The organism is Streptomyces sp. NPDC048623 (assembly GCF_040650755.1).
GTDB lineage: Bacteria > Actinomycetota > Actinomycetes > Streptomycetales > Streptomycetaceae > Streptomyces.
This window is the reverse complement of the sequence record NZ_JBEZHV010000031.1, coordinates 39,168-63,400: the sequence shown is the minus strand read 5'-3', so window position 1 is coordinate 63,400 and position 24,233 is coordinate 39,168. Positions and strand designations below refer to the sequence as shown.

Here is a 24,233-nt window from a genome sequence, read left to right as displayed (position 1 = left end):
TCCCGGGGCCTCTCCCGCAGATGCACGGACTCTCGGTCCTTCAGTCCTTCAGTCCTTGTCGAGGCGGAACGACGCCACCGACACCTTCAGACCCGGCACCGCCGCCTCCGCCAGGTAGGTGCCCGGGGCGGCCTCACCGGGCGGGACGCTCACGCACTGCGGGGCGCTGTGGTGGCGGTCCCACTCCACGGTGTGGGTGATCTCGGACTTGGCGGGGACCTTGAGGAACAACGGGGCCGCGGCGGCCGGGCAGTCCTTGGAGGACCACAGCACGCCCTCGGTGCCACGGACCGTCAACACCGCGTTCTTCGGGCCGAGATCGACCTTGCAGTCGACGGCCGAGGTGTTGGTCACCCGCAGCTGGAAGCGCGGCTTCTCGCCCGGCGCGTAGCCCGGCTTCGCACTCGCCGCGCTCAACCGCAGGGCGCCCGCAGTGCAGTTCGGCAGCGGGGAACCGGCCGGAACCTGCTGTCCGGCGCCGGTGCCCGCGCCGCCCGCGCCGTCCGTGTCGCCGTTCTTGCCGCCGGCCGAGGCCCCGGCGTCCGTACCGCCGTCGCCGCTGCCGGCACCGCTGCCGTCACCGCCCGCGGGGTCCTCCTCGTCCGAGCCCGACCCCGACTCGTCGCGGCCTCCGGGCTGTTGGCTGATCGCCGGGCCGGTGCCGGAGGGCCCGGGAGTGATGGCGGGGGCGGGCGAGGAGCCGTTGGCGGAGTCCTCGGCCTTCTTGCCTCCGCCGCCGCCGCGGGACGTGAACGCCCAGACGGCGATCAGCGCGAGCAGGGCAACCAGGCACAGCGCCACGGCCCTCCGACGCCAATAGATGGAGGAGGGAAGCGGCCCGACCGGATTGCGCAGTGATCCCACGTCACGAACCTTACGAGAGATCGGGGCCAACTCCCGCCCCCCATGCCGCTCCAGGCACCAAGTTTTGCCGATGATCACATTCGCACCCCTCCTCGCACCGCTTCCTCGCACCCCTCCTTTCGCCGCGGCACGGGCGTCACCGATGGGCCGGGGCACGGTGATCCAGGCGCCGGATAACGTCATCGACCATGGACAACCTGCCCCAGCTCTCCGACGGCCTGTATCTCGACATCAGCGAGTTCGCCCACACCACCCCGCACTGGTTCCAGAAGATCGCGGAGGTGTGGACCGAACTCGGGCTGCTGCTCTTCGGGGTGCTGTTCGTCGCCGGCTGGTGGCGCACCCGCCGCCGTTCCCCGGACGCGATGGCCCTCGCCCTGCTCGCCCCGCTCGCGACCGCCTTCGGTTACGTGGTGAGCGAGGGCCTCAAGTCCCTGGTGGACGAGGAGCGTCCGTGCCGCGCGGTGGCCGGGGCACCCGTCTCGCTGGTCGCCTGTCCGCCGCACGGCGACTGGTCCTTCCCCAGCAACCACTCGGCGATCGCCGGGGCCGCGGCCGTCGCGCTCGCGCTGTCCTGGCGCGGGATGGTCTGGCTGACCGCGCCGATGGCCCTGCTCATGGCCTTCTCCCGGGTCTTCGTCGGTGTCCACTACCCGCACGACGTGACGGTCGGCCTGCTCGCCGGCGGCGCGGTGGCGTTCGTGGCCGTGAAGGCGGGCCGGCGGCCGCTCCTCGCCCTGGTCGGGACGGCCCGGTCGAGCCGTAACGGCGCGGTGGTGTGGTGCGTGGGGAGCGGGGTGCGCTCGCACGCCTCCGCGCGCCCCGTGGGTGCGCGCCACGGCGCGCGCTGATCGTCCGGCGGACGTGCCAGGATCGGAGGTGCCATGACTTCCCACGACGCCTCCTCCCCCGCCCCCGGCGCCCCCAGCGACGCCCCCGCCCCCACCCCCGACGACGCGGCCGTGCCCTCCGCTGCTCCCGGCACCGCCGCCGCTCCGCTCGACATCGCTCCACTCGACATCGCTCCGCTCGACGTCGCGCCCGCCGCGCTGCACGGGCCCGTCCTCGCCTGGTTCGACCGGCACGCCCGCGATCTGCCGTGGCGCCGCCCCGAGGCCGGGGCGTGGGGCGTGATGGTCAGCGAGTTCATGCTCCAGCAGACCCCGGTGGTCCGCGTGCTCCCGGTGTACGAGCAGTGGCTGGCGCGCTGGCCGCGCCCTGCCGACCTCGCCGCGGAGGCGCCGGGTGAGGCGGTGCGCGCCTGGGGCCGGCTCGGCTATCCGCGCCGGGCGCTGCGGCTGCACGCGGCAGCGGTGGCCATAAAGGAACGGCACGGCGGTGACGTACCGAGCGATCACGGGCAGTTGCTCGCGCTGCCGGGGATCGGCGAGTACACGGCCGCGGCGGTGGCGTCCTTCGCGTACGGGCAGCGCCACGCGGTGCTCGACACCAATGTGCGGCGGGTGTTCGCGCGGGCGGCGACCGGTGTGCAGTACCCGCCGAACGCGACCACGGCCGCCGAGCGGCGCCTGGCCCGGGCCCTGCTGCCGGCCGACGAGCCGACGGCGGCCCGTTGGGCGGCTGCCTCCATGGAGCTGGGCGCCCTGGTGTGCACGGCGAAGAACGAGGAGTGCGGGCGCTGTCCGGTGGCGGAGGTGTGCGTGTGGCGTCTCGCGGGTAAGCCCGCTCACGAAGGACCGCCGCGCCGCGGCCAGACGTACGCGGGCACGGACCGGCAGGTGCGGGGCAAGCTGCTCGCCGTCCTGCGCGAGGCCGTGGACCCGGTGCCGCAGGCCGCGCTCGACGCGGTGTGGGACGAGCCGGTGCAGCGGGCCCGGGCGCTGGACGGCCTGGTCGCGGACGGCCTGGTGGAGCCGCTGGAGGGCGGCCGCTACCGGCTCCCGCTGGGCTGACGGACGGGTCGGCAGCCGGGCCGGCGACCGGGCCGGCCGCCGGGCTGATCCGTACATCCGGATGCCCGGCCCGGACCGCGCCTTCGATCCCAAGGAAGCGGAACCTTTGAATCCGCTGTTACACAACCGATGGACAGCCGTGCGTCCGCCGACGGCTGCCCCGCACAGCCTCGTGACAACTGCTCCGTAGCGTCGTCGGCGTAAGGGATCAGGGCAGAGACCAGGTCACTGACCAGGGCTGGTCACGGGGATCGGAGGCGGTTCGGGATGGCGCACGGCGAGACGCTCGGCGAGGTGCTCGACTTCGAGGAGTACGTACGTACACGGCAGGACGCGCTGCTGCGCAGCGCCCGCCGGCTCGTGCCCGACCCGGTGGACGCCCAGGACCTGCTGCAGACCGCGCTGGTCCGTACGTACGGACGCTGGGACGGCATCGCCGACAAGTCGCTGGCCGACGCGTACCTCCGCCGGGTCATGATCAACACCCGGACCGAGTGGTGGCGCGCCCGCAAGCTCGACGAGGTGCCCACCGAGCAGCTGCCCGACGCCCGCGTCGAGGACGCCACCGAGCAGCACGCCGACCGGGCGCTGCTGATGGACATCCTCAAGGTGCTCGCGCCGAAGCAGCGCAGCGTGGTCGTGCTGCGGCACTGGGAGCAGATGAGCACCGAGGAGACGGCCGCCGCGCTCGGCATGTCGACCGGTACGGTGAAGAGCACGCTTCACCGCGCTCTGGCCCGACTGCGCCAGGAGCTGGAGAGCCGGGCCGCCGACGGCGACGCCCGGGCCCTGGACACCTGTGCGCTGAAGCGGACGACGACCGTACGGCGGGGCGACGACGTACGGCGAGGCGACGAGCGGAAGCAGGAGCGGTGCGCGGCCTGAGACCAGGTGGGAGTGGCAGGGAGCAGGCGGCGGGTGGCGCGGCGGTGGCCGGGCTCGCCGCCTTCGGCCTGCTCGTGGCCGGCTGCTCGACCGGGGGCACCGGCTCGCGCGACGAGGGCGCGGCCCGGCCCGACCAGGTCGCCTCGACGGTCCCGGCCACCCCGAGCCCGTCCGTCCCGGGCGGCGAGGACACGCCGGCGCGGGCGGCGAAGCGGGTGGACCCGATCGCGCTGATCAAGAACGATCCGAAGGTCGGGGCACGGCTCAAGGCCGACCTCAAGCCGTGCACGGCGGACGCCTACCCGGTGGACACCTCGTACGGGAACCTCACGAACTCCGCCTCCCCCGATGTCGTCGTCAACGTGATGACCTGCGGGGACGCGGTCGGCCTCGGCACGTTCGTGTACCGCGAGGAGAACAACGCGTACACGAACGTCTTCGTGGCCGAGGACGCGGCGGTGTACGGGACGATCGACCGGGGGGATCTGATCGTCACCAAGCAGGTGTACGCGAAGGGCGACCCGGTCGCCTATCCCTCGGGCGAGGACGTGATCACGTACCGCTGGTCGGGGAACAGGTTCACCCAGCACGACTGGGTGCACAACGAGTACAGCAAGGCGGTCGGCGACGGCATCGCCGACGGCGCGGCCGCCCCGACCGAACCCCCCGCGGGCTGACCCTCGCCTCGCTCCCCCTCTTCGCACGCGGACAGACTGTGCACGCAGGCAGAGCAGACAGAAAGGCACCAGGAAGGCGCACCATGGCCGAGACCCATGTCCTGTTCGTCGAGGACGACGACGTCATCCGTGAGGCCACCCAGCTCGCCCTGGAGCGGGACGGCTTCACGGTGACCGCCATGCCCGACGGGCTCTCCGGTCTCGAGGCCTTCCGCGCGAACCGGCCCGACATCGCGCTGCTCGACGTGATGCTGCCCGGCATGGACGGCGTGAGCCTGTGCCGGCGCATCCGCGACGAGTCGACCGTGCCGGTGATCATGCTGTCGGCGCGGGCCGACTCCATCGACGTCGTCCTGGGCCTTGAGGCGGGCGCGGACGACTACGTCACCAAGCCCTTCGACGGCTCCGTGCTCATGGCCCGGATCCGCGCGGTGCTCCGCCGCTTCGGCCACGCGGGCGGGAACGGCGCCGGGGACGGCGACGCGGCGGGCGCCGACTGCGGGGTGCTGGTCTTCGGTGACCTGGAGGTCGACACCGAGGGCATGGAGGTGCGCCGGGCCGGCGCGCCGGTCGCCCTCACGCCCACCGAGATGCGGCTGCTGCTCGAGTTCTCGTCCGCGCCCGGCACCGTGCTCTCCCGGGACAAGCTCCTGGAGCGGGTCTGGGACTACGGCTGGGGCGGCGACACCCGGGTCGTGGACGTCCATGTGCAGCGGCTGCGCACCAAGATCGGCCAGGACCGGATCGAGACGGTCCGCGGCTTCGGCTACAAGCTCAAGGGATGAGCCTGGTCGAGGAGCCGGTCAGGCCCCGGCTCGGGAAGCCGTTCGGGAAACCGTTCGGGAAGCCCTTCGGGAAGCGGCTGCGCCGGAGGAAGGCCCTGCGTACGGGCGTCCGCTGGAAGATCGCCGTCGCCATCGCGGGGGTCGGCGCGCTCGTCGCGGTCACCCTCAGCCTGGTCGTGCACAACGCGGCCCGGGTCTCCATGCTCGACAACGCCCGTGACGTGCAGATGTGGCGGCTGGTCTTCGCGCAGCGGGTCTACGAGACCTCCAAGCCGAAGGAGCCGCGCTTCGGCACCAAGCTCAACGACCCCGCGCTGCCGCCCCAGCTCGACCAGCTGATGCACGACGGGCGCCGCGGCACGTACGTACAGGAGCACCGCAGCGGCCCGCCGGACGTGTGGGCGGCCGTGCCGCTCGCCAACGGCGACGTGCTGTCGCTGCACGTGCCCTTCGCCGACCGCAGCGCCACGATCATGAACGACCTCGACCGCGCCCTGATCATCGGCTCGGTGTCGGTGGTCGTCGGCGGCTGCGCGCTCGGCGTGCTCATCGGCGGGCAGCTCTCCCGGCGCCTGCGCAAGGCCGCCGCCGCCGCCGGCCGGGTCGCCCAGGGCAACACGGACGTACGGGTACGGCACGCGATCGGCGGCGTCGTACGCGACGAGACCGACGAGCTGGCCCGCGCCATCGACGCCCTCACCGACGCCCTGAACGAGCGGATCGAGGCCGAGCGCCGGGTCACCGCGGACATCGCGCACGAGCTGCGCACCCCCGTGACCGGGCTGCTCACCGCCGCCGAGCTGCTGCCGCCGGGCCGCCCGACCGAGCTGGTACGGGACCGGGCGCAGGCGATGCGGACCCTGGTCGAGGACGTCCTGGAGGTGGCCCGGCTCGACAGCGCGTCGGAGCGGGCCGAGCTCCAGGAGCTCGCGCTCGGCGAGTTCGTCGAGCGCCGGGTACGGGCGCTCGACCCGGACGCGGTCGTCCGCGTCGTCCACGAGTCCTGGGTCAACACCGACCCGCGGCGCCTGGAGCGCATCCTGGGCAATCTGCTCGCCAACGCGGCCAAGCACGGCAAGGGCCCGGGCCCGGTGGAGGTCACGGTCGAGGGCCGGGTGGTACGGGTCAGGGACCACGGCCCCGGCTTCCCCGAGGCGCTCCTCAAGGACGGCCCGAGCCGTTTCCGTACGGGCAGCAGCGACCGCTCGGGCCAGGGCCACGGCCTGGGCCTGACCATCGCGACCGGCCAGGCCCGGGTCCTCGGCGCCCGGCTGACCTTCCGCAACGCGGCGCCCGAGGGCACGCCGGACGGGGCGGGCGGCGCGGTGGCGGTGCTGTGGCTGCCGGAGCACGCGCCGACGACCACGGGGAGCTTTCCGATCCTGCGGTTAGCCGACTGAGCCGTACATCCGCGCAAGCGGCGCACATCCCAGAGGCGTACGAACGACGGCCCCCGGTGTCCCTGCGGACACCGGGGGCCGTCGGTCTTCCGGCCGGACGGGCGCGCCGGCCCTGGCCGCGCCTAGGCGGTGGCCTTCAGGGTCTTCGCCTCGGCCTGCTCGGCGTCGGCGGGGGCGTCCTGCTCGCTCTCGTCCTTCTTCGGAAGGCCGGTGCCGCGCAGCGCCACCTCCTTGACGAAGAAGGCGAGGACGAAGCCGAGGACGGCCACGATCGAGCCGACCAGGAAGGCCGAGTGCGTACCGGCGGCGACCGCGTGCTGGTAGGCCTCGCGGAGCGCGGCCGGCAGCTTGGCGAGGCTCGCGGCGTCGAGCTGGGCCGAGCGCTCGGTGAGCTGGGAGCCGCCGCGGGCGGCCATCTCGTTCTGGACCTGGTGGTTGAAGAGCGCACCCATGATCGCGACGCCGAAGGAGGAGCCGAGGGTCCGGAACAGGGTGGTCGAGGAGGAGGCCACGCCCATGTCCTTCATCTCGACGCTGTTCTGCGCGACGAGCATGGTGATCTGCATCAGGAAGCCCATGCCCGCACCGAGCACGGCCATGTAGAGGCCGGAGGTGAAGCGGGTGGTGCCGGTGTCCATGGTGGAGAGCAGGAACAGGCCCGCGACCATGAACGCGCCGCCGATGATCGGGAAGATCTTGTACTTGCCGCTGGTCGTGGTGACCCGGCCGGCGACCATCGAGACGACCATCATCGAGAGCAGCATCGGCAGGAGCAGCAGACCCGAGTTGGTCGCGGAGGCGCCCTGCACGGACTGCTGGAACAGCGGCAGGAAGAGCACCGCGCCGAACATCACGAAGCCGGTGAGGAAGCCGATCACGGACATCAGGGTGAAGTTGCGGCTGCGGAAGATGTGCAGCGGCATGATCGGGTCGCTCGCGCGGGTCTCGGTGAAGAGGAAGGCCCCGAGGGCGACGACGCCGCCGACGGCGAGGCCGATGATGGTGGCCGAGCCCCAGGCGTACTCGGTGCCGCCCCAGGTGGTGACCAGGACGATCGCGGTGATGCCGACGGTCAGCAGCGCGGCGCCGAGGAAGTCGATGCGGGTGCCGGCGGCGCGCTCCTTGCGGGGCAGGTGGAGCACGGTGGCGAGCATCGCGAGGGCGACGACGCCGAGCGGCAGGTTGATGTAGAAGGACCAGCGCCAGCCCCAGTGGTCGGTGATGGAGCCGCCGACCAGCGGTCCGCCGATCATGGCGAGCGCCATGATGCCGGCCATCATGCCCTGGTACTTGCCGCGGTCCCGGGGCGGGATGAGGTCGCCGATGATCGCCATGACGCCGACCATCAGACCGCCGGCGCCCAGGCCCTGGACGGCACGGAAGCCGATGAGCTGGCCCATGTCCTGGGCCATGCCGCTGAGCGCGGAGCCGATCAGGAAGATCACGATCGAGGTCAGGAAGACGCTTTTGCGGCCGAACATGTCGCCGAGCTTGCCCCAGATCGGGGTCGAGGCGGCGGTGGCCAGGGTGTAGGCGGTGACGACCCAGGAGAGGTGTTCCAGGCCCCCGAGCTCGCCGACGATCGTCGGCATCGCGGTGCCGATGATCATGTTGTCCAGCATCGCGAGCAGCATCGCGATCATCAGGGCGAGGAGCACGACGCGGACGCTGCGCGGCGGTGCGGCCTCCCCCTCGGCTGCCTCGGTTTTCACTGTCGTCGTCATCTTGTCCCCTTGCGTCACTTACTTGCCGCCCGGCTAGTTACTACACTGGGGAAGGTAGACCCGTAACTTGCCGGTCGTCAAGTAAGTTTGTGTGTCAGCGAGGGAAACGAGAGACATGGCCCAGGCCCGAGGCAACACCCGCCAGCGCATCCAGGACGTGGCTCTCGAACTCTTCGCCGAGCAGGGCTACGAGAAGACCTCACTGCGCGAGATCGCCGAGCGCCTCGACGTCACGAAGGCGGCGCTCTACTACCACTTCAAGACCAAGGAAGACATCATCGTCGGGATCTTCCAGGACCTGGCGCGCCCGATCGACGAGCTGGTGGCCTGGGCGTCCGAGCAGCCGCGCACCCTGGAGACCAAGAAGGAGATCCTGCGCCGCTACCACGGGGCGCTGACGCAGGCGGCCCCGCTGTTCCGCTTCATGCACGAGAACCAGGCGACCGTACGCGACCTGAGCATCGGAATGACCTTCAAGGAGCGCTTCGTCGCGCTCAACGAGTTCATCCAGGAGCCGGACGCCCCGGTGAAGGACAAGGTCCGCGCCGTCAGCGCGATCTTCGCGCTGCACGCTGGGACGTTCTTCCTGCAGAACGTCGAGGGCGACCCCGAGGAGAAGCGGGAAGCCGTCCTCGAGGTCGCCCTCGATCTGATCGAGCAGGCCGAGCAGCGGGCCTGAGTCAGTCAGGTACGTCAGATGGTGACGCCGTGGGACCGCAGGAAGGCGGCCGGGTTGATGGCGGAGCCGTAGTTCGGGGTGGTGCGGATCTCGAAGTGAAGGTGCGGGCCGGAGGAGTTGCCGGTGTTGCCCGAGAGGGCGATCTGCTGACCGGCGGCGACCTTCTGGCCGATGTGGACCTTGATCTTCGACAGGTGGGCGTACTGCGAGTACGTGCCGTTGGCGTGCTTCACGACGATCGCGTTGCCGTACGCGGGGCCGTCACCGCCGCCGTACGGGCCGGCCTTCACGACGGTGCCGGCGGCGGCGGCCTTGACCGAGGTGCCGACCGGAACGGCGAAGTCCTGGCCGGAGTGCTTGTGGGCCCACATGGCGCCGCCCTGGTTGAAGGTGGCGGACAGGGTGTAGGAGCTGACCGGCTTGACCCAGGCGGCGGCCTTCTTGGCGGCGACGGCCTTGACGGGCGTCGCGGCCTTCGCCTTGGCGACGGCGGCCTTCACCTGAGCGGCCTTGACCTCGGCGGCCTTGGCCTGGGCGGCGACCTTGGCCTGGGTGGCGGCCTGCTGGGCGACGGCGGCGGACGCGGCGACGTTCGTGGTGGACGCGACGGCGGCCTTGCCCTCGGCGGCGAACGCGGAGCCGGCTCCGGCCACCAGCGACGCTCCCAGACCCGCGGCGGCGAGGGCGACGGCGGTGGTACGGATGCTGGGCTTCATGACGCGCTTCGACATACGGGGGAGAACCTCCGGACAGAACGGGACCCGGCCTGAGAGCGGCTCAGCACCGGGCTTGCTCATCCTTGGTAACCCGGACCCCCAGCCCGGGTAAAACACCCCAACTACGACATAGCGTCGTAGCGATCTCGCCGGGAATCGATCCCGCACCCCCTCGGGAACGGTGGGGCGAAATCGGACAAATGCGACCCGCGTAGACCTGTTTAACCGCATGTCGCGCCCGCCCCGAAGCGCCGGGAACGCCGCCCCTCGCCCGATTTCGCCTTATCCGGCACCTACGCCCCGACAGTTCGCCCCGAAACACCCGGATCATGGTGAAACGCCACCACTATTCCGCCTAGTACCGCCCGAAACGCCTGTGCGCCTTGTCACCACGCCCGCCCCGCCATTGCGACCTGGGTCACGCGCCCGAAGCCCCCGAACGCCCTCCAGGACCCCTCCGCGCGGGCTAGCTTCCGAGGCATGACCGACACCACGCCCAAGATCGAACTGGCCGACGCCATCGCCTCCGTACGCGATGAACTGCTGACCGCGGCCCGCCGCGCCACCGGCCACCCCGTCTCCTTCGAGGTCGGCGACATCGAGATGGAGTTCACCGTCGAACTGCGCCGGGAACTGAAGGGCGGCGGCAAGGTCAAGGCCTGGGTCGTCGAGGCCGGCGCCGACACCACCCGCTCACGCGGCGAGACCCACCGGGTCTCCTTCACCCTGAAGCCGCGGAACGCGGCCACGGGCGGGGCGTGGCTGGTGGGGAACGAGGAGGAGGCGGACGTCTCCGGGTTCGGCGGCCTGGGCGGCGGACGGTGAGCGTCCGCTCCGCCCTCGCGGTCCTCGGCAGGCAACAGGGCAGCGGTGTCCTCGTGGCCCCTGACCTGGTCCTGACCAGCGCCCATGTCGTCGGCGACGCCTTCAGTGCCCGGGCAGCCGCACCGGACCGGCCCCTCGTGGAGTTACGGGTGGTCTGGGTGGACCACGGCCTCGACGCCGCCCTCCTGCGCTCCGCCGAGCCCCTCGGCCCCGCGCCCCGGCTCAGCGGGCTCGCCACCGACCGCCCGATCCACGGCTGCGAGATCCTCGGCTACCCCCGGATCCAGCGGTACGAGGGCCGAAAGCTGGACCTCGACCAGTTCACCGGCACCGTGCTGCCGCTGGCCGGTCAGATGCGGCGCGTCCTCACCGTCGAGCTGGACCATCCGCCCGTGACCACGGAGGACCCGGACGGCCCCTCGCCCCTGGCGGGCCTCTCCGGCGCCCCCGTCTTCGCCGCCGACGGCCTCATCGGCATCGTCCGCTCCGTCCCCCACGGCCGCGGCCACCGCCGCCTGGAGTGCGTCCCGCTCTCCACCGTCACGGCCGAGGAATCCGTACGGCAGTGGCTTCCGGACGTCCTCCTGTCCCCGGTCGACGAGCATCCGGCGGACCGCCGCTACGAGGCGGAGTACGCCGAGGCCGTCGGCGCCGCCTACCGCCGCACCCGGATCTTCGGCCTGGACGAGCTCGGCAAGCGCGCCTCCGAGTGGGACCTCGACACCGCCTACATCTCCCTGGAGGCCGCGCCCCGGGACACGGATCGCGTACGGGACCGGGAGCGCGACCGCGACCGCGACCGGGACCGGGATCGGGACCGGGCCGCCGTTCCCGTACCGCGCCGGATCGACGACCTGCTCGCCGACCGGCCGCGCGTGCTGCTGCGCGGCGACGCGGGCGCCGGGAAGACCACCCTGGTGTGGTGGCTGGCCGCGCACGCCGCCGCCGGGACCCTCGGTCCACGGCTCGCCGAGCTCAACGGGCTCGTGCCCTTCGTCGTACCGCTGCGTTCCCTGCGGGCCCGGGGCGACGGCTTCCCCGCCCCCGGCGAGCTGCCCCGGGTCGCCGGGCTCATGATCGACAGCGCGCCCGACGGCTGGGCGGGCCGGGTGCTTGCCGCAGGACGCGGGCTGCTCCTCGTCGACGGCCTGGACGAGGTCACCCAGGACGACCGCGACGAGGCCCACACCTGGCTCAGCGGCCTCCTCGCCCGCTACCCGGACACCCGCTGCGTGGCGACCGTACGCCCGCACGCCGTCGCCCCCGACTGGCTGGGCGCCGAGCGCTTCGAGGAGCTGAGCCTGCTGCCGCTGCGCGGCGAGGACATCCAGGCCTTCATCACCGCCTGGCACGACGCGGCCCGCCTCGACGCCGACGTGTACGACCGGGCCGCCCTCGACGAGCTCGAACGCGACCTCGCCCAGCAGTTCCGCCACAACCCCAACCTCGCCGAGCTGGCCCGCACCCCGCTGCTCTGCGCGGTGATCTGCGCCCTGCACCGGCTGCGGGAGGGCTTCCTGCCCGAGACCCGCTGGGAGCTGTACGACTCCGCCCTCACGATGCTGCTCGGCACCCGCGACGAGCGGCGACGCGTGCACGCCCCCGACGGCATCCGCATGTCGGTCGAGGAGCACCGCCAGCTCCTCCAGCGCCTCGCCGCCTGGCTGGTCCGCTGCGGCCAGACCGAGTTCACCCGCGACCAGGCCCTCCAGCGCCTGGAACGCGACCTGCCCGGCATGCCGCGGGTCCGTGACCAGGGCAGCCCGGAGGCGATACTCACCCATCTGATCAACCGCAGCGGCCTCCTCCAGGAGCGCACGGACGACGTCTTCCAGTTCGCCCACCGCACCTTCCAGGACTTCCTGGCGGCGAAGGAGTTCGTGGAGGACGACTGCCTCGGCGAACTGCTCCGCCACGCCCACGAGCAGCAGTGGCACGACGTCCTGCTCCTGGCCGCAGGCCACTGCCGCCGACGGGACCTTCCGGTGCTGGTCGCCGGACTGCTGGAGGCAGGCTCCGGCACCCGGAAGCGGGACCTGAAGACGACGCTGTACGTGCTGGCGGCGCTGGCCGCGCAGCACGCGGCGTGGCTGGAGGAGAGCCTGCACCGGCGGGTCCGGAAGGCGGTGACGTCGGTGATCCCGCCGCGGAACCAGGAGCAGGCCGCCCGGCTGGCGAGACTGGGTGGCTACGTGCTGCCGCTGCTGCCCGGACCGGAGGAGGTGAGGGCGAGGCCGGAGGCCGATGCTCTGGGCGTGGTCACCGAGCTGATCTGCCGGATCGGCGGCGCGGAGGCGATCCCCTACGTCGCACGCTTCGCCGAGGCCGGCGAGGCGCACCGGTTCGCGACCGCCTGGAGCGCCTTCCCCGCGCAGGCCTTCGCCGAGGAGGTTCTGCCGCACTGGGACCCCGACGAGGTCCTGCTCGTCAGCACGCGGGAGCAGCTGCGAACCCTGCACGACTGGCCTCAGGTCCGTGGGGTCCATGTGGCGGGGAGGCACGCCGCGCACGACCTCGCCCACGGGCTCGCCGGCCGTCCCCTCACCTATCTGACGATCCAGGGAGAGCGCCTCGGGAACGATCTCGACGTGCTGCGGTCGCTGGACTGCTCCCAGCTCAGACACCTCCTGGTGAGCGGCTTCGGCGCTTCCCGCCCGGAGCTCGGCGCCCTCGCCGGACTGCCGGCTCTCCGGACTCTCAGCCTCTTCCTCGACCGTGGCAGTGCACTGGACCTCACTCCGCTCCACGCCTTGCCCGCCCTGGAGGAGGTCGCCATCCACGGAGTCCTCCGCGAGGACCTTCGCGGCGCCGCCGCCCTCGGCGACGGGCTGAGGATCGACTGACCCCGGTCGGCACGCCGAAGGGGCGGCCCCAGGACCGTTTCCGGTCCCGGGGCCGCCCCTCTACGCGCTACATGCTCAGCGCAGCGTCACGCTTCCTTCGACAGGTTCGGACCCGCGCCGCCCGCCGCCTCGATCGGAGGCACGTCCGGCAGGGCCGACTTCTCCTCGCCGCGGAAGGTGAACTTGCGCTCCTCGCCCTCGCCCTCGGTGTCCACGACCACGATGTGGCCGGGGCGCAGCTCGCCGAAGAGGATCTTCTCCGAGAGGGTGTCCTCGACCTCGCGCTGGATCGTCCGGCGCAGCGGCCGGGCGCCCATGACGGGGTCGTAGCCCTTCTTCGCGAGGAGCTCCTTCGCGGACTGGGAGAGCTCGATGCCCATGTCCCGGTCCTTCAGGCGCTCGTCGACGCGGCTGATCATGAGGTCGACGATCTTGAGGATGTCTTCCTGGGTCAGCTGCGGGAAGACGATGATGTCGTCCACACGGTTGAGGAACTCCGGGCGGAAGTGCTGCTTCAGCTCGTCGCTGACCTTCGCCTTCATCCGCTCGTAGTTGGACTTCGTGTCGCCCTGGGCCGCGAAGCCGAGGTTGAAGCCCTTCGAGATGTCCCTGGTCCCGAGGTTGGTCGTCATGATGATGACCGTGTTCTTGAAGTCCACGACCCGGCCCTGGGAGTCGGTCAGACGACCGTCCTCCAGGATCTGGAGAAGGGAATTGAAGATATCGGGGTGGGCCTTCTCGACCTCGTCGAAGAGAACCACGGAGAACGGCTTGCGGCGCACCTTCTCGGTGAGCTGGCCGCCCTCTTCGTAGCCCACGTATCCGGGCGGGGAGCCGAAGAGGCGCGAGACGGTGTGCTTCTCGCTGAACTCCGACATGTCGAGGGAGATCATCGCGTCCTCGTCGCCGAAGAGGAATTCGGCGAGCGCCTTGGACAGCTCGGTCTTACCGACACCGGACGGACCGGCGAAGATGAACGAGCCACCGGGGCGCTTCGGGTCCTTCAGACCCGCACGGGTGCGGCGGATCGCCCGGGACAGACCGATGACGGCGTCCTTCTGGCCGATGACGCGCTTGTGGAGCTCGTCCTCCATGCGGAGCAGACGCGAGGACTCCTCCTCGGTCAGCTTGAAGACCGGGATGCCGGTGGCGGTCGCGAGGACCTCGGCGATCAGCTCGCCGTCGACCTCGGCGACGACGTCCATGTCGCCGGCCTTCCACTCCTTCTCCCGCTTGGTCTTCGCGGCGAGGAGCTGCTTCTCCTTGTCGCGCAGGGAGGCGGCCTTCTCGAAGTCCTGCGAGTCGATCGCGGACTCCTTGTCCCGGCGGACGGCGGCGATCTTCTCGTCGAATTCGCGGAGGTCCGGCGGCGCGGTCATCCGGCGGATGCGCATCCGGGAGCCGGCCTCGTCGATCAGGTCGATCGCCTTGTCCGGCAGGAAGCGGTCGGAGATGTAGCGGTCGGCCAGCGTGGCGGCCTGGACCAGGGCCTCGTCCGTGATGGAGACCCGGTGGTGCGCCTCGTAACGGTCGCGCAGACCCTTGAGGATCTCGATCGTGTGCGGCAGCGACGGCTCGGCGACCTGGATGGGCTGGAAGCGGCGCTCCAGGGCCGCGTCCTTCTCCAGGTACTTCCGGTACTCGTCGAGCGTGGTGGCACCGATGGTCTGGAGTTCGCCGCGGGCCAGCATCGGCTTGAGGATGCTGGCGGCGTCGATCGCGCCCTCGGCGGCGCCCGCACCCACCAGGGTGTGGAGCTCGTCGATGAACAGGATGATGTCGCCGCGGGTGCGGATCTCCTTGAGGACCTTCTTCAGGCGCTCCTCGAAGTCACCGCGGTAGCGGGAGCCGGCGACCAGCGCGCCGAGGTCCAGGGTGTAGAGGTGCTTGTCCTTGAGGGTCTCGGGCACCTCGCCCTTGACGATGGCCTGCGCCAGGCCCTCGACGACCGCCGTCTTGCCGACGCCGGGCTCGCCGATGAGGACCGGGTTGTTCTTGGTGCGGCGGGACAGCACCTGCATGACCCGCTCGATCTCCTTCTCGCGCCCGATGACCGGGTCGAGCTTGGACTCGCGGGCCGCCTGGGTGAGGTTGCGGCCGAACTGGTCGAGGACCAGGGACGTCGAGGGGGTGCCCTCGGCAGGACCGCCGGCGGTGGCGGCTTCCTTGCCCTGGTAGCCGGAGAGCAGCTGGATGACCTGCTGCCGGACCCGGTTGAGATCGGCGCCCAGCTTCACGAGGACCTGGGCGGCGACGCCCTCGCCCTCGCGGATCAGGCCGAGCAGGATGTGCTCGGTGCCGATGTAGTTGTGGCCGAGCTGGAGGGCCTCCCGGAGCGACAGCTCCAGGACCTTCTTGGCACGAGGAGTGAACGGGATGTGCCCGGACGGGGCCTGCTGGCCCTGGCCGATGATCTCCTCCACCTGCTGGCGGACCGCCTCGAGCGAAATCCCGAGGCTCTCCAGGGCCTTAGCGGCGACACCCTCACCCTCGTGGATAAGGCCCAGGAGGATGTGCTCGGTGCCGATGTAGTTGTGGTTGAGCATCCGGGCTTCTTCCTGAGCCAGGACGACAACCCGCCGCGCGCGGTCGGTGAACCTCTCGAACATCGTTAATCGCTCCTCAGAGCGGTCAGTCAGTTAGGGGTCGATCCCCTCCCTGTCCTTCCGCAGCTTAGTCCCGCAAGCGGGGACCGCTCATTCCAACTGCCGACATCCGTCCGGATCACCCCCTTACTTCTCGGGGAGACCTGCTGCCGAACAGCCGACAAATGCTCCAACTCGATGGTGCGAGACGATGTTCCCCCAGGCCAAGCCGATACCCGCGCCTCCACTACGCCGATGGCGAACGTGAGACGCTTCTGCCCGACTTCTGCCCGTGAGACGCCCCTCCTCACATGGAATGTCTTACCCGTCAGGACTGACACTCCATGCGGCGCACCCCGGGTCCCTCCGCTACGGGCGAACAACCCCGCGCGCGCGAATGCACCCGTACGCCCCCATCATGGACACACTGCGCAGCGGATCAAGGACCGGGCGTGACCAAAGTCGCCCCGTGGGCGTTCCCCCGGTATGGCCTTCACCATCCCTCCGCCTCGCACGCCGCCGGACGGCGGTGCGGCGGTGGCGCGGTGGTACGAGCACGAGCTCGGCTGGCCGGTCTCGGCCGGGCCCCCGGTCCAGCTGGTCACGGGGCTGCGCTTCGACGTCCTGGAGCTGCCGGCGACGGTCGGCCGGGGCGTGCTGCGCCAGGTGGGCGCGGCGACCGGCCCGGTGGCGCTGATGGGGCGGCGGATGCGGCTGCTCGTCGCCGCGGGCGGCGCGGAGGAGCTGCCCGGCCTGCTCGACTGGCTGGAGTGGGGCGGGATCTCACTGGATCTGGCGATGCTCGGCACCGACGGCCGGATGACCGCCCCCGTGCCCCCCGGCTGGCGGCCGACCGGCCGGAGCGGGTCCGGCGCGCCCGGGGCCGCGGTGTGGCTGAGGGCCCCGGAGCCGGGGCGCGAGGTCGAGTCCTCGCTGCCGGCCCTGCGGCCCTCGTCGCGAAGGCGCTCCACTGCCGAGGGCGGCGCCCCCTGTCTGGCGCGCCTGGTGGCCGTGGCCGCCGCCGAGTGCCATCGCGCGCGGCTGCTGAGTGCTGCCCGGGCGGACCGGCCGGAGCCGGTGGCGGGGACGGGCGCTCAGCAGCGGCTGACGGCTCAGCGGTTCGCGTCCTCGTAGGCCGCCTTGATGTCGGCCGGCACGCGGCCGCGGTCGTTCACGTTGTAACCGTTCTCCTTGGCCCACGCGCGGATCTTCGCGGTGTCCTGGCTGCCGCCGGAGACGGCGACGCGGGCCTTGCCGCGGGTGCCGGCGGTGCGGCCACCGGTGCGACGGCCACCCTTGGTGTACGGCTCGAGCAGGCCACGGAGCTTGTCCGCGTTGGCGGTGGTGAGGTCGATCTCGTAGGACTTGCCGTCCAGCGCGAACGTCACGGTCTCGTCCGCCTCGCCGCCGTCGAGGTCGTCGACAAGAAGGACCTGAACCTTCTGTGCCACCGGATTTCCTTTCATCGAAAATGCAGTACGCGGAAAGGAAACCGCTTTTCCCGGAAAAACACAAACCCCTGGCCGATGTTCAGAACCCCGGCAGCGCGGGAAACGTGCGCGATTCGGACATAGGCACTCCGATGCCATCCGCACGGTGCCTGTCTCACAGGTGCAGAAGCATCCGGCTGTTGCCCAAGGTGTTCGGCTTCACTCGTTCGAGACCGAGGAACTCCGCGACACCCTCGTCATAGGAACGCAGGAGCTCGCTGTAGACATCTCCGTCGACCGGCGTCTCGCCGATCTCGACGAAGCCGTGCTTCGCGAAGAAGTCCACTTCGAAGGTGAGGCAGAAAACCCGGCGGACACCGAGCCAGCGCGCGGTGTGCAGCAACTTGTCGAGCACCTGATGTCCCACTCCGGCGCCCTTGAAGTCGGGATCGACGGCGAGAGTGCGGACTTCGGCGAGGTCTTCCCACATCACGTGCAGGGCGCCGCAGCCGACGACGGTGGCGTCGTCGTCGCGTTCGGCGACCCAGAACTCCTGGATGTCCTCGTAAAGCGTCACGGTCGCCTTGTCGAGGAGGATGCCGCGGCGCACGTAGGGATCGACGAGCCGGCGCACCGCGGCGACATCGGAGGTACGGGCCCGGCGCACGGTGACGGCGCGGACGGACGGCGCGGAGGACTCGAAGGACTCGGAAGGTGTGGAGGACGCAGAAGGCGCGGTTGACATGGGGGGACGTTATCGCCCGGGGGCCTCGGGCCCCTCGCCGCCCTCCGCGGGGGCGGGAGCCGCCTCGGGAGCCGCCTCGCGGGTCGGCTCGGGAGCCGGGTCGGGGGTGTCGCGCTGGGCGATGCGGACGGCGTCGTTCAGCGCCTCGCGCTGTTCGGGCGACATCATGCCGAAGAAGGCGACGAGAGCGGCGGCGGGGTTGTCACTCTGCGCCCATGCCTCGTTCATGAGTGCGGCCGAGTAGGCGGCGCGGGTGGAGACCGCCGTATATCGATAGGCGCGGCCTTCGACTTCCCGGCGTACCCAGCCCTTCTGATGGAGATTGTCCAATACCGTCATGACGGTGGTGTAGGCGATGGACCGTTCCTGCTGGAGATCCTCCAGGACTTCCCGGACGGTCACCGCGCGGTTCCATTGCCAGACGCGGGTCATGACGGCGTCTTCCAGCTCTCCCAATTGACGGGGCACGACGCCACCTTAGTGCGAGATCACCGAATATGCGTCCATTCATGGATGAAACCCCCCGGAAGACGGCAAAAAGGACGTACGGCCGGAGTGGTCGTACGTCCTCGATGGCCGGGTCCGGGCCGGGAGAGGCCCGGGTTCCGGGTCCGCCTACGAGTCGGAGCCGCTGCCGTCCTGCTGGCGGGCGGCCTCGGCACGGGCGAAGGCGGCGTCCACGGCGGCGTCCTCCTTGGCCTTGTTCGTTCCACCCTGGTTCTTGACCATCGTGACGACCAGGGCCGTGAAGAGGCAGGCCATCACGACGGGGGGCAGGAGCGCGGATACGTAGTCCATGGCGACCAGCGTAGCTATCCGGCCGCGCGTTCCTCGGGCGGGGGCGGGGGTACGGGGCGGCGGCGCGGCGGGAACACCTCGGAGGGCTTGGGCACCGGCCGCTCGCCCGGCGCGGGCGCCTTGGGGCCGGGCCGGGCCGGGCCGGACGGCGCGGGTGGCTTGGGCCCCTCCTCGGAGGCCCGCCCGCCGGGCAGCGCGAGCAGCCGGGCGCGGGCCGGGAGGGCGGTCGCGGTCGCCTGGGTGACCCGGGCGAGGCGCGCCCGGACGGATCGTTCCGCCAGCACCTGGCAGCGCGCGAGCAGCACGGCGGCGCCCGGACTGCCTCGGAGTGCGCGCAGCGCGGCGAGGTCGTCGGCACCGGGGTCATAACCGGCCCCCAGAGCCTCCTGGAGCAGCTCCAGATAGCCACTGAGCGAGCCGGGCAGAGCCTCCCGGTAGCGGGCCAGATCGGCGAGGACGAACGTGCGCAGCCGCCCGGCCTCGCGCACGGCCTCGTCCACGGAGTCGGCCAGACGCAGGCAGTCCTGCACGTCGTCGTCCTGAAGGGGGGCAGGGTTCAACGCAGTGGCGAGCGCGCGCCGAAGCACACGGAGCTCGTCCGCACTGAACGCCATACCGCCGCGGGGTCCGTAGGGCGTGGGCATGGACCGACGATACGCGCTAATCGGACAAATCCCCCACTTTTCGATCTTCCCGGAGGGAGAATGAAGCCGTACGGCGCAATAGGGAGCGGTGGGGTGGGCCCGGCGCAGGCCGGGCGCCCCCTACAGCCGCGGCGCGTTGCGTTCGTACACCAGGCGGAGGCCGATCAGGGTCAGCCAGGGCTCGTGGGCGTCCATCTCCTGGGAGTCGGCGAGGACCATGGGGGCCAGGCCGCCGGTGGCGATGACCGTGACGTCGGAGGGGTCGCCGGCCGGGCCGACCAGTTCGCGCTTCATGCGGGCGACGACGCCGTCGACCTGGCCCGCGTAACCGAAGACGATGCCGGACTGCATCGCCTCGACCGTGTTCTTGCCGATCACGCTGCGCGGACGGGCCAGCTCGATCTTGCGGAGCATCGCGCCCTTGACGCCCAGCGCCTCGACCGAGATCTCGATGCCGGGCGCGATCGCGCCGCCCGCGTACTCGCCGCGCGCGGTGATCGCGTCGTACGTCGTCGCCGTGCCGAAGTCGACGACGATCGCCGGACCGCCGTACATGTCGACCGCCGCCACCGCGTTGATGATGCGGTCGGCGCCGACCTCCTTCGGGTTGTCCGTGAGGACCGGGACGCCCGTCTTGACGCCCGGCTCCACCAGGACCGCCGGAACGTCCCCGTAATAGCGCCGGGTGACCTCGCGCAGCTCGTGCAGCACCGACGGGACCGTCGCGCAGATCGCGATGCCGCCGATGCCCTCGCTCAGCTCGACGCCGAGCAGCGGATGCATGCCCATCAGGCCCTGCAGCAGGACCGCCCACTCGTCGGCGGTCCTGCGCGGGTCGGTGGAGATGCGCCAGTGCTCCACGATCTCGTCTCCGTCGAAGAGACCGAGGACCGTCTGGGTGTTGCCGACGTCGATCGTGAGCAGCATCAGGATTCGACCTCGCGCAGGTCCAGGCCGATGTCGAGGATCGGGGACGAGTGGGTGAGGCCGCCCACCGCGAGGTAGTCGACGCCGGTCGCCGCGTACGCCGCCGCGTTCTCCAGGGTGAGCCGGCCGGAGGACTCCAGGACCGCGCGGCCGGCGACCAGGGCGACCGCCTCCTCCGTCTCGATCGGCGTGAAGTTGTCGAGCAGGATCAGGTCGGCGCCCGCGTCCAGGACCTCGCGGACCTGGTGCATCGTGTCGACCTCGACCTCGATCGGCAGCTCCGGGAACTCCTTGCGCACGGCCTGGAACGCCTCGGCGACGCCGCCCGCCGCCACCACGTGGTTGTCCTTCACGAGCGCCGCGTCGGACAGCGACATGCGGTGGTTGACGCCGCCGCCGCAGCGCACCGCGTACTTCTCCAGGGCGCGCAGGCCCGGCGTGGTCTTGCGGGTGTCGCGGACCTTCGCGTTCGTGCCCTCCAGCGCGTCCGCCCAGCGGCGGGTGGCGGTCGCGATGCCGGAGAGACGGCACAGGATGTTCAGCGCGCTGCGCTCGCCGGTGAGCAGGTCACGGGTGCGGGCGGTGACGCTGAGCAGCTTCTCGCCCGCCTCGACCCGCGCGCCGTCCTCGACGTGCCGCTCGACCTCGAACTCGTCGGCGCAGACGATCGACAGGACCGCCTCGGCGACCCGCAGACCCGCCACCACACCGGCCTCGCGGGCGGTGAAGTCGGCGGTCGCGACGGCGTCCTCGGGAACGGTCGCCACCGTCGTCACGTCGACGCCGCCGTCGAGGTCCTCGGCGATGGCCAGGTGCGCGATGTCCTCGACCTGCACCGGGTCGAGCCCGGCGTCGGCGAGCAGCTCGGCGAGCGCCGGGTCGAGCCCGCACTCGTACTCCTCCGCGTCGCCGCAGCCGCAGCCGTCGCCGCAGCCACCGGCCGGCTCGGCGGCCAGGGCGTTGATCTGGATCAGGGGGACGTCCACGGGCTGCGGACGTGCTTCCTCGGGCGTGCTCACGACTGCTGCTCCCTGGGTGCGTCGGGGGTCGCCGGGTTGCCGGCGGTGGGGGTCACGGGGACCGGGGCCACGGGGGTCACCGGCGGAAAGTCTGCGCCCTCGGTGCGGGTGACCACCAGGCGCCGGTCGGGCGTCAGGCGCACGACCAGGTGGCGGCGCCAGGCGGCGTCGTCCCGGTCGGGGAAGTCCTCGCGCCAGTGGCAGCCGCGGGTCTCCGCGCGCTCACGGGCGGCGGCCACCAGGACCCGGGCCACGCACAGCAGGTTGGTGGTCTCCCAGGAGTCCACGCCCGGCTCGGCGGCCTTGCGCTCCTCCTCGGCACCGCGGCGCAGCAGCTCCAGGGCGTCGGCGGCCTCGGTGAGGCTCTCGGCGGAGCGCAGCACGCCCGCGCCGGCGGTCATGGTGCCCTGCACCTCGCGGCGGGCCTCGGGCTCCAGCAGGGGAAGAACGAGGGAGGTGTCAGCCACCGCCGGGCTGCCCTCGCGGTGCGGGCCGTGCGCCGTGATGTCGGCGGCGATCCGCTCGGCGAAGACCAGACCCTCCAGGAGCGAGTTCGAGGCGAGCCGGTTCGCGCCGTGCACGCCGGTGCAGGCGACCTCGCCGCACGCGTACAGGCCGGGCACCGTGGTGCGGCCGTGCAGGTCGGTGCGGACGCCGCCGGAGGCGTAGTGGGCGGCCGGGGCGACCGGGACCGGCTCGGTGACCGGGTCGATGCCGTGGGCCCGGCAGGCTGCCAGGATGGTCGGGAAGCGCTGCTCCCACATCTCGGCGCCGAAGTGGCGGGCGTCGAGGTACATGTGCTCGGTGCCCTGCTCCAGCATCCGGCGGGTGATCGCCTTGGCGACGATGTCGCGGGGCGCGAGCTCGGCCAGCTCGTGCTGCCCGAGCATGAAGCGGACGCCGTCGGCGTCGACGAGATGGGCGCCCTCGCCCCGTACCGCCTCGGAGACGAGCGGCTGCTGGCCCTCCGAGTCCGCGCCGAGGAAGAGCACCGTCGGGTGGAACTGGACGAACTCCAGGTCGGAGATCTCGGCCCCGGCGCGCAGCGCGAGGGCGACCCCGTCGCCGGTGGAGACGGACGGGTTGGTGGTGGCGGAGAAGACCTGGCCCATGCCGCCGGTGGCGAGGACCACGGCGGGGGCGTGGACGGCGCCGACGCCGTCGTGCTGGCCCTCGCCCATCACGTGGAGGGTGACGCCGGCGGTGTGGCCCCGGTCGTCCTTGAGGAGGTCGAGCACGAGCGCGTGCTCGATGAAGCGCACGCCCCGGTCCCGTATCGCCTCGACCAGGGCGCGGGAGACCTCGGCGCCGGTCGCGTCGCCGCCGGCGTGCGCGATACGGCGGCGGTGGTGGCCGCCCTCGCGGGTCAGCGCGATCGTGCCGTCGGCGGCCTGGTCGAAGTGGGCGCCGGTGGCGATGAGGCGCCGGACCGCGTCCGGGCCCTCGGTGACGAGGGCGCGCACGGCCGGCTCGTCGCACAGCCCGGCGCCCGCGACGAGGGTGTCGTCCAGGTGCTGCCCGGGGGTGTCGCCCTCGCCGAGCGCGGCGGCGATGCCGCCCTGCGCCCAGCGGGTGGAGCCGGCGTCGAGCCGGGCCTTGGTGACGACGACCGTGCGCAGCCCGGCGGAGGTGCAGCGCAGGGCCGCGGTCAGGCCCGCGACACCGGAGCCGACCACGACGACATCGGCGTCGATCGACCAGCCCGGGGCGGGCGCGTCCAGCCGTATTCCGGTCACTTCACGACTCCGAACGTGAGGGGGATGTTGTCGATGAGCCGCGTGGTCCCCACCCGCGCGGCGACGGCGAGGATCGCCTCTCCGTCGTGGCCGTCCTCGACCTCGGTGAAGTCGGCCGGGTCGACCAGGGCCAGATAGTCCAGGGCGAGCGGCGGCTCGGCATGGGACGCGTCGTCCAGGATGGCGCGGGCGGCGGCCCGTACGGCCTCGGCGCCCCCGCCCTCGGCGGCCTGCGCGACCGCGTGCGCGTCGGCGGCGGCACGGGCCTCGCCGAGCCGGGACAGGGCCTCGGCACGGTTCTCGGCCCGGCCGTGGGTGGCGGGCAGCGCGTCGGCGCGGGCGCGCAGCGCCGCCTGGGCGGCGAGCCGGTCGCGGCCGGCGAACAGCGCACGGGACAGCGCGAGGGCGGTGTGGCGCTCCTCGGGCGACAGATAGCGGTTGCGGCTGGACAGGGCGAGGCCGTCGTCCTCGCGGACGGTGGGCACGCCGACGATGTGGACCGGGAAGTTCAGATCGCGGGCCATCCGGCGGATGAGGGCCAGCTGCTGGGCGTCCTTCTGGCCGAAGAAGGCCAGGTCGGGGCCGGTGAGGTGGAGGAGCTTGGCGACGACGGTGAGCACGCCGTCGAAGTGCCCGGGCCGGGAGGCGCCTTCGAGGCGCTCGCCCATGGGGCCCGCGGTGATCCGCACCTGGGGCTGCCCGCCGGGGTAGACCCCGTCGACGGAGGGCGCGAAGACCACGCTCGCGCCCGCGGCGAAGGCGAGCTCCAGGTCGGCGTCGAGGGTGCGCGGGTAGCGGTCGAGGTCCTCGCCCGCGCCGAACTGGAGCGGGTTGACGAAGACGGTGACGACGACGAAGCCGTCCGGGCCGACCCGCTCGCGGGCGGCCCTGACAAGGGTGGCGTGGCCCTCGTGGAGGGCGCCCATGGTCATGACGACGGCGTTGCCGCCCGGCGTGCCGCCGAAGCGGGCGCGCGCCTCGGCCAGCTCCTCGACCGTGGAGACCAGCTCCGCCGGCAGGTGACGTCCGGCGCTCTTC

At 72.0% G+C, this 24,233-nt stretch carries 23 protein-coding genes; 10 read left to right on the top strand and 13 right to left on the bottom strand.

The features are described 5' to 3' along the window. Positions 1-48 precede the first annotated feature (48 nt). Positions 49-864, bottom strand: a complete 816-nt coding sequence (locus tag AB0C73_RS32210; RefSeq protein ID WP_362536928.1) for a hypothetical protein — start codon at positions 862-864, stop codon at positions 49-51. 188 nt (positions 865-1,052) lie between these two features. Between AB0C73_RS32210 and AB0C73_RS32205 the strand changes: the two genes are divergently transcribed. The 6 genes from AB0C73_RS32205 (at position 1,053) to cseC (ending at position 6,524) form a co-directional block, all read left to right on the top strand. After that, entirely contained in the window at positions 1,053-1,715 is a 663-nt protein-coding gene (locus AB0C73_RS32205; RefSeq protein WP_362536927.1) for a phosphatase PAP2 family protein, read from the top strand. A 33-nt stretch (positions 1,716-1,748) separates the two neighbouring features. Further along, entirely contained in the window at positions 1,749-2,777 is a 1,029-nt protein-coding gene (locus AB0C73_RS32200; protein ID WP_362536926.1) for an A/G-specific adenine glycosylase, read from the top strand. Between the two features lie 267 nt (positions 2,778-3,044). Then, positions 3,045-3,662, top strand: coding sequence for a SigE family RNA polymerase sigma factor (locus AB0C73_RS32195; RefSeq protein ID WP_362536925.1), 618 nt, complete (start codon positions 3,045-3,047; stop codon positions 3,660-3,662). Then, positions 3,650-4,339 carry a hypothetical protein gene (locus AB0C73_RS32190; RefSeq protein WP_362536924.1) on the top strand — a complete coding sequence of 230 codons (690 nt, stop codon included), beginning with the start codon at positions 3,650-3,652 and terminating at the stop codon, positions 4,337-4,339. The genes AB0C73_RS32195 and AB0C73_RS32190 overlap by 13 nt, the downstream gene beginning before the upstream one ends. 83 nt (positions 4,340-4,422) lie before the next feature. Beyond that, positions 4,423-5,124 (top strand): two-component system response regulator CseB, encoded by a 702-nt coding sequence (cseB, locus tag AB0C73_RS32185; protein WP_362536923.1) that lies wholly within the window; start codon positions 4,423-4,425, stop codon positions 5,122-5,124. Continuing rightward, positions 5,121-6,524 carry a two-component system sensor histidine kinase CseC gene (gene cseC / locus AB0C73_RS32180; RefSeq protein WP_362536922.1) on the top strand — a complete coding sequence of 468 codons (1,404 nt, stop codon included), beginning with the start codon at positions 5,121-5,123 and terminating at the stop codon, positions 6,522-6,524. Before cseB ends, cseC begins: the two co-directional genes overlap by 4 nt. A gap of 122 nt (positions 6,525-6,646) precedes the next feature. Here the strand turns inward: cseC and AB0C73_RS32175 are convergent, their stop codons facing one another. Beyond that, positions 6,647-8,248, bottom strand: coding sequence for an MDR family MFS transporter (locus AB0C73_RS32175; RefSeq protein ID WP_362536921.1), 1,602 nt, complete (start codon positions 8,246-8,248; stop codon positions 6,647-6,649). 115 nt (positions 8,249-8,363) lie between these two features. Here AB0C73_RS32175 and AB0C73_RS32170 point away from each other — a divergent pair, with 115 nt between their 5' ends. Next, positions 8,364-8,927 (top strand): helix-turn-helix domain-containing protein, encoded by a 564-nt coding sequence (locus tag AB0C73_RS32170; RefSeq protein ID WP_362536920.1) that lies wholly within the window; start codon positions 8,364-8,366, stop codon positions 8,925-8,927. Between the two features lie 14 nt (positions 8,928-8,941). Here the strand turns inward: AB0C73_RS32170 and AB0C73_RS32165 are convergent, their stop codons facing one another. Then, positions 8,942-9,658 carry a M23 family metallopeptidase gene (locus AB0C73_RS32165; RefSeq protein WP_362536919.1) on the bottom strand — a complete coding sequence of 239 codons (717 nt, stop codon included), beginning with the start codon at positions 9,656-9,658 and terminating at the stop codon, positions 8,942-8,944. A 465-nt stretch (positions 9,659-10,123) separates the two neighbouring features. Between AB0C73_RS32165 and AB0C73_RS32160 the strand changes: the two genes are divergently transcribed. Beyond that, positions 10,124-10,468 carry a trypco2 family protein gene (locus tag AB0C73_RS32160; RefSeq protein WP_362536918.1) on the top strand — a complete coding sequence of 115 codons (345 nt, stop codon included), beginning with the start codon at positions 10,124-10,126 and terminating at the stop codon, positions 10,466-10,468. Further along, positions 10,465-13,311: an NACHT domain-containing protein gene (locus tag AB0C73_RS32155; RefSeq protein ID WP_362536917.1), complete on the top strand. Its 2,847-nt coding sequence runs from the start codon at positions 10,465-10,467 to the stop codon at positions 13,309-13,311. Before AB0C73_RS32160 ends, AB0C73_RS32155 begins: the two co-directional genes overlap by 4 nt. A gap of 86 nt (positions 13,312-13,397) precedes the next feature. Here AB0C73_RS32155 and AB0C73_RS32150 read toward each other — a convergent pair whose 3' ends face one another. Beyond that, positions 13,398-15,920 carry an ATP-dependent Clp protease ATP-binding subunit gene (locus AB0C73_RS32150; RefSeq protein WP_362536916.1) on the bottom strand — a complete coding sequence of 841 codons (2,523 nt, stop codon included), beginning with the start codon at positions 15,918-15,920 and terminating at the stop codon, positions 13,398-13,400. 462 nt (positions 15,921-16,382) lie between these two features. Here AB0C73_RS32150 and AB0C73_RS32145 point away from each other — a divergent pair, with 462 nt between their 5' ends. Continuing rightward, positions 16,383-17,030, top strand: coding sequence for an SCO3374 family protein (locus tag AB0C73_RS32145; RefSeq protein WP_362536915.1), 648 nt, complete (start codon positions 16,383-16,385; stop codon positions 17,028-17,030). Here AB0C73_RS32145 and AB0C73_RS32140 read toward each other — a convergent pair. From AB0C73_RS32140 to panC, 9 genes are all read right to left on the bottom strand, one after another. Beyond that, positions 17,009-17,347 (bottom strand): Lsr2 family protein, encoded by a 339-nt coding sequence (locus AB0C73_RS32140; RefSeq protein ID WP_362536914.1) that lies wholly within the window; start codon positions 17,345-17,347, stop codon positions 17,009-17,011. The two genes, AB0C73_RS32145 and AB0C73_RS32140, sit on opposite strands and share 22 nt — an antisense overlap. Positions 17,348-17,501: 154 nt before the next feature. Then, complete coding sequence (locus tag AB0C73_RS32135; protein ID WP_362536913.1) at positions 17,502-18,071, bottom strand: amino-acid N-acetyltransferase; 570 nt, start codon at positions 18,069-18,071, stop codon at positions 17,502-17,504. Positions 18,072-18,080: 9 nt separating this feature from the next. Further along, positions 18,081-18,539 (bottom strand): BlaI/MecI/CopY family transcriptional regulator, encoded by a 459-nt coding sequence (locus tag AB0C73_RS32130; RefSeq protein WP_362536912.1) that lies wholly within the window; start codon positions 18,537-18,539, stop codon positions 18,081-18,083. Between the two features lie 147 nt (positions 18,540-18,686). Then, positions 18,687-18,869, bottom strand: a complete 183-nt coding sequence (locus AB0C73_RS32125; protein WP_362536911.1) for a hypothetical protein — start codon at positions 18,867-18,869, stop codon at positions 18,687-18,689. Between the two features lie 14 nt (positions 18,870-18,883). Next, on the bottom strand, positions 18,884-19,483 hold the full coding sequence (locus AB0C73_RS32120; protein ID WP_362536946.1) for a hypothetical protein: 600 nt from the start codon (positions 19,481-19,483) through the stop codon (positions 18,884-18,886). Positions 19,484-19,633: 150 nt separating this feature from the next. Beyond that, the gene (locus AB0C73_RS32115) at positions 19,634-20,440 is read right to left on the bottom strand and encodes a type III pantothenate kinase (RefSeq protein ID WP_362536910.1); all 807 of its coding nucleotides are present in this window, start codon (positions 20,438-20,440) and stop codon (positions 19,634-19,636) included. Beyond that, positions 20,440-21,459: a carboxylating nicotinate-nucleotide diphosphorylase gene (gene nadC / locus AB0C73_RS32110; RefSeq protein ID WP_362536909.1), complete on the bottom strand. Its 1,020-nt coding sequence runs from the start codon at positions 21,457-21,459 to the stop codon at positions 20,440-20,442. The genes AB0C73_RS32115 and nadC overlap by 1 nt, the downstream gene beginning before the upstream one ends. Next, positions 21,456-23,195 (bottom strand): L-aspartate oxidase, encoded by a 1,740-nt coding sequence (locus AB0C73_RS32105; protein WP_362536908.1) that lies wholly within the window; start codon positions 23,193-23,195, stop codon positions 21,456-21,458. Before AB0C73_RS32105 ends, nadC begins: the two co-directional genes overlap by 4 nt. Next, entirely contained in the window at positions 23,192-24,214 is a 1,023-nt protein-coding gene (gene panC / locus AB0C73_RS32100; RefSeq protein WP_362536945.1) for a pantoate--beta-alanine ligase, read from the bottom strand. Before panC ends, AB0C73_RS32105 begins: the two co-directional genes overlap by 4 nt. Between the last annotated feature and the right edge of the window lie 19 nt (positions 24,215-24,233).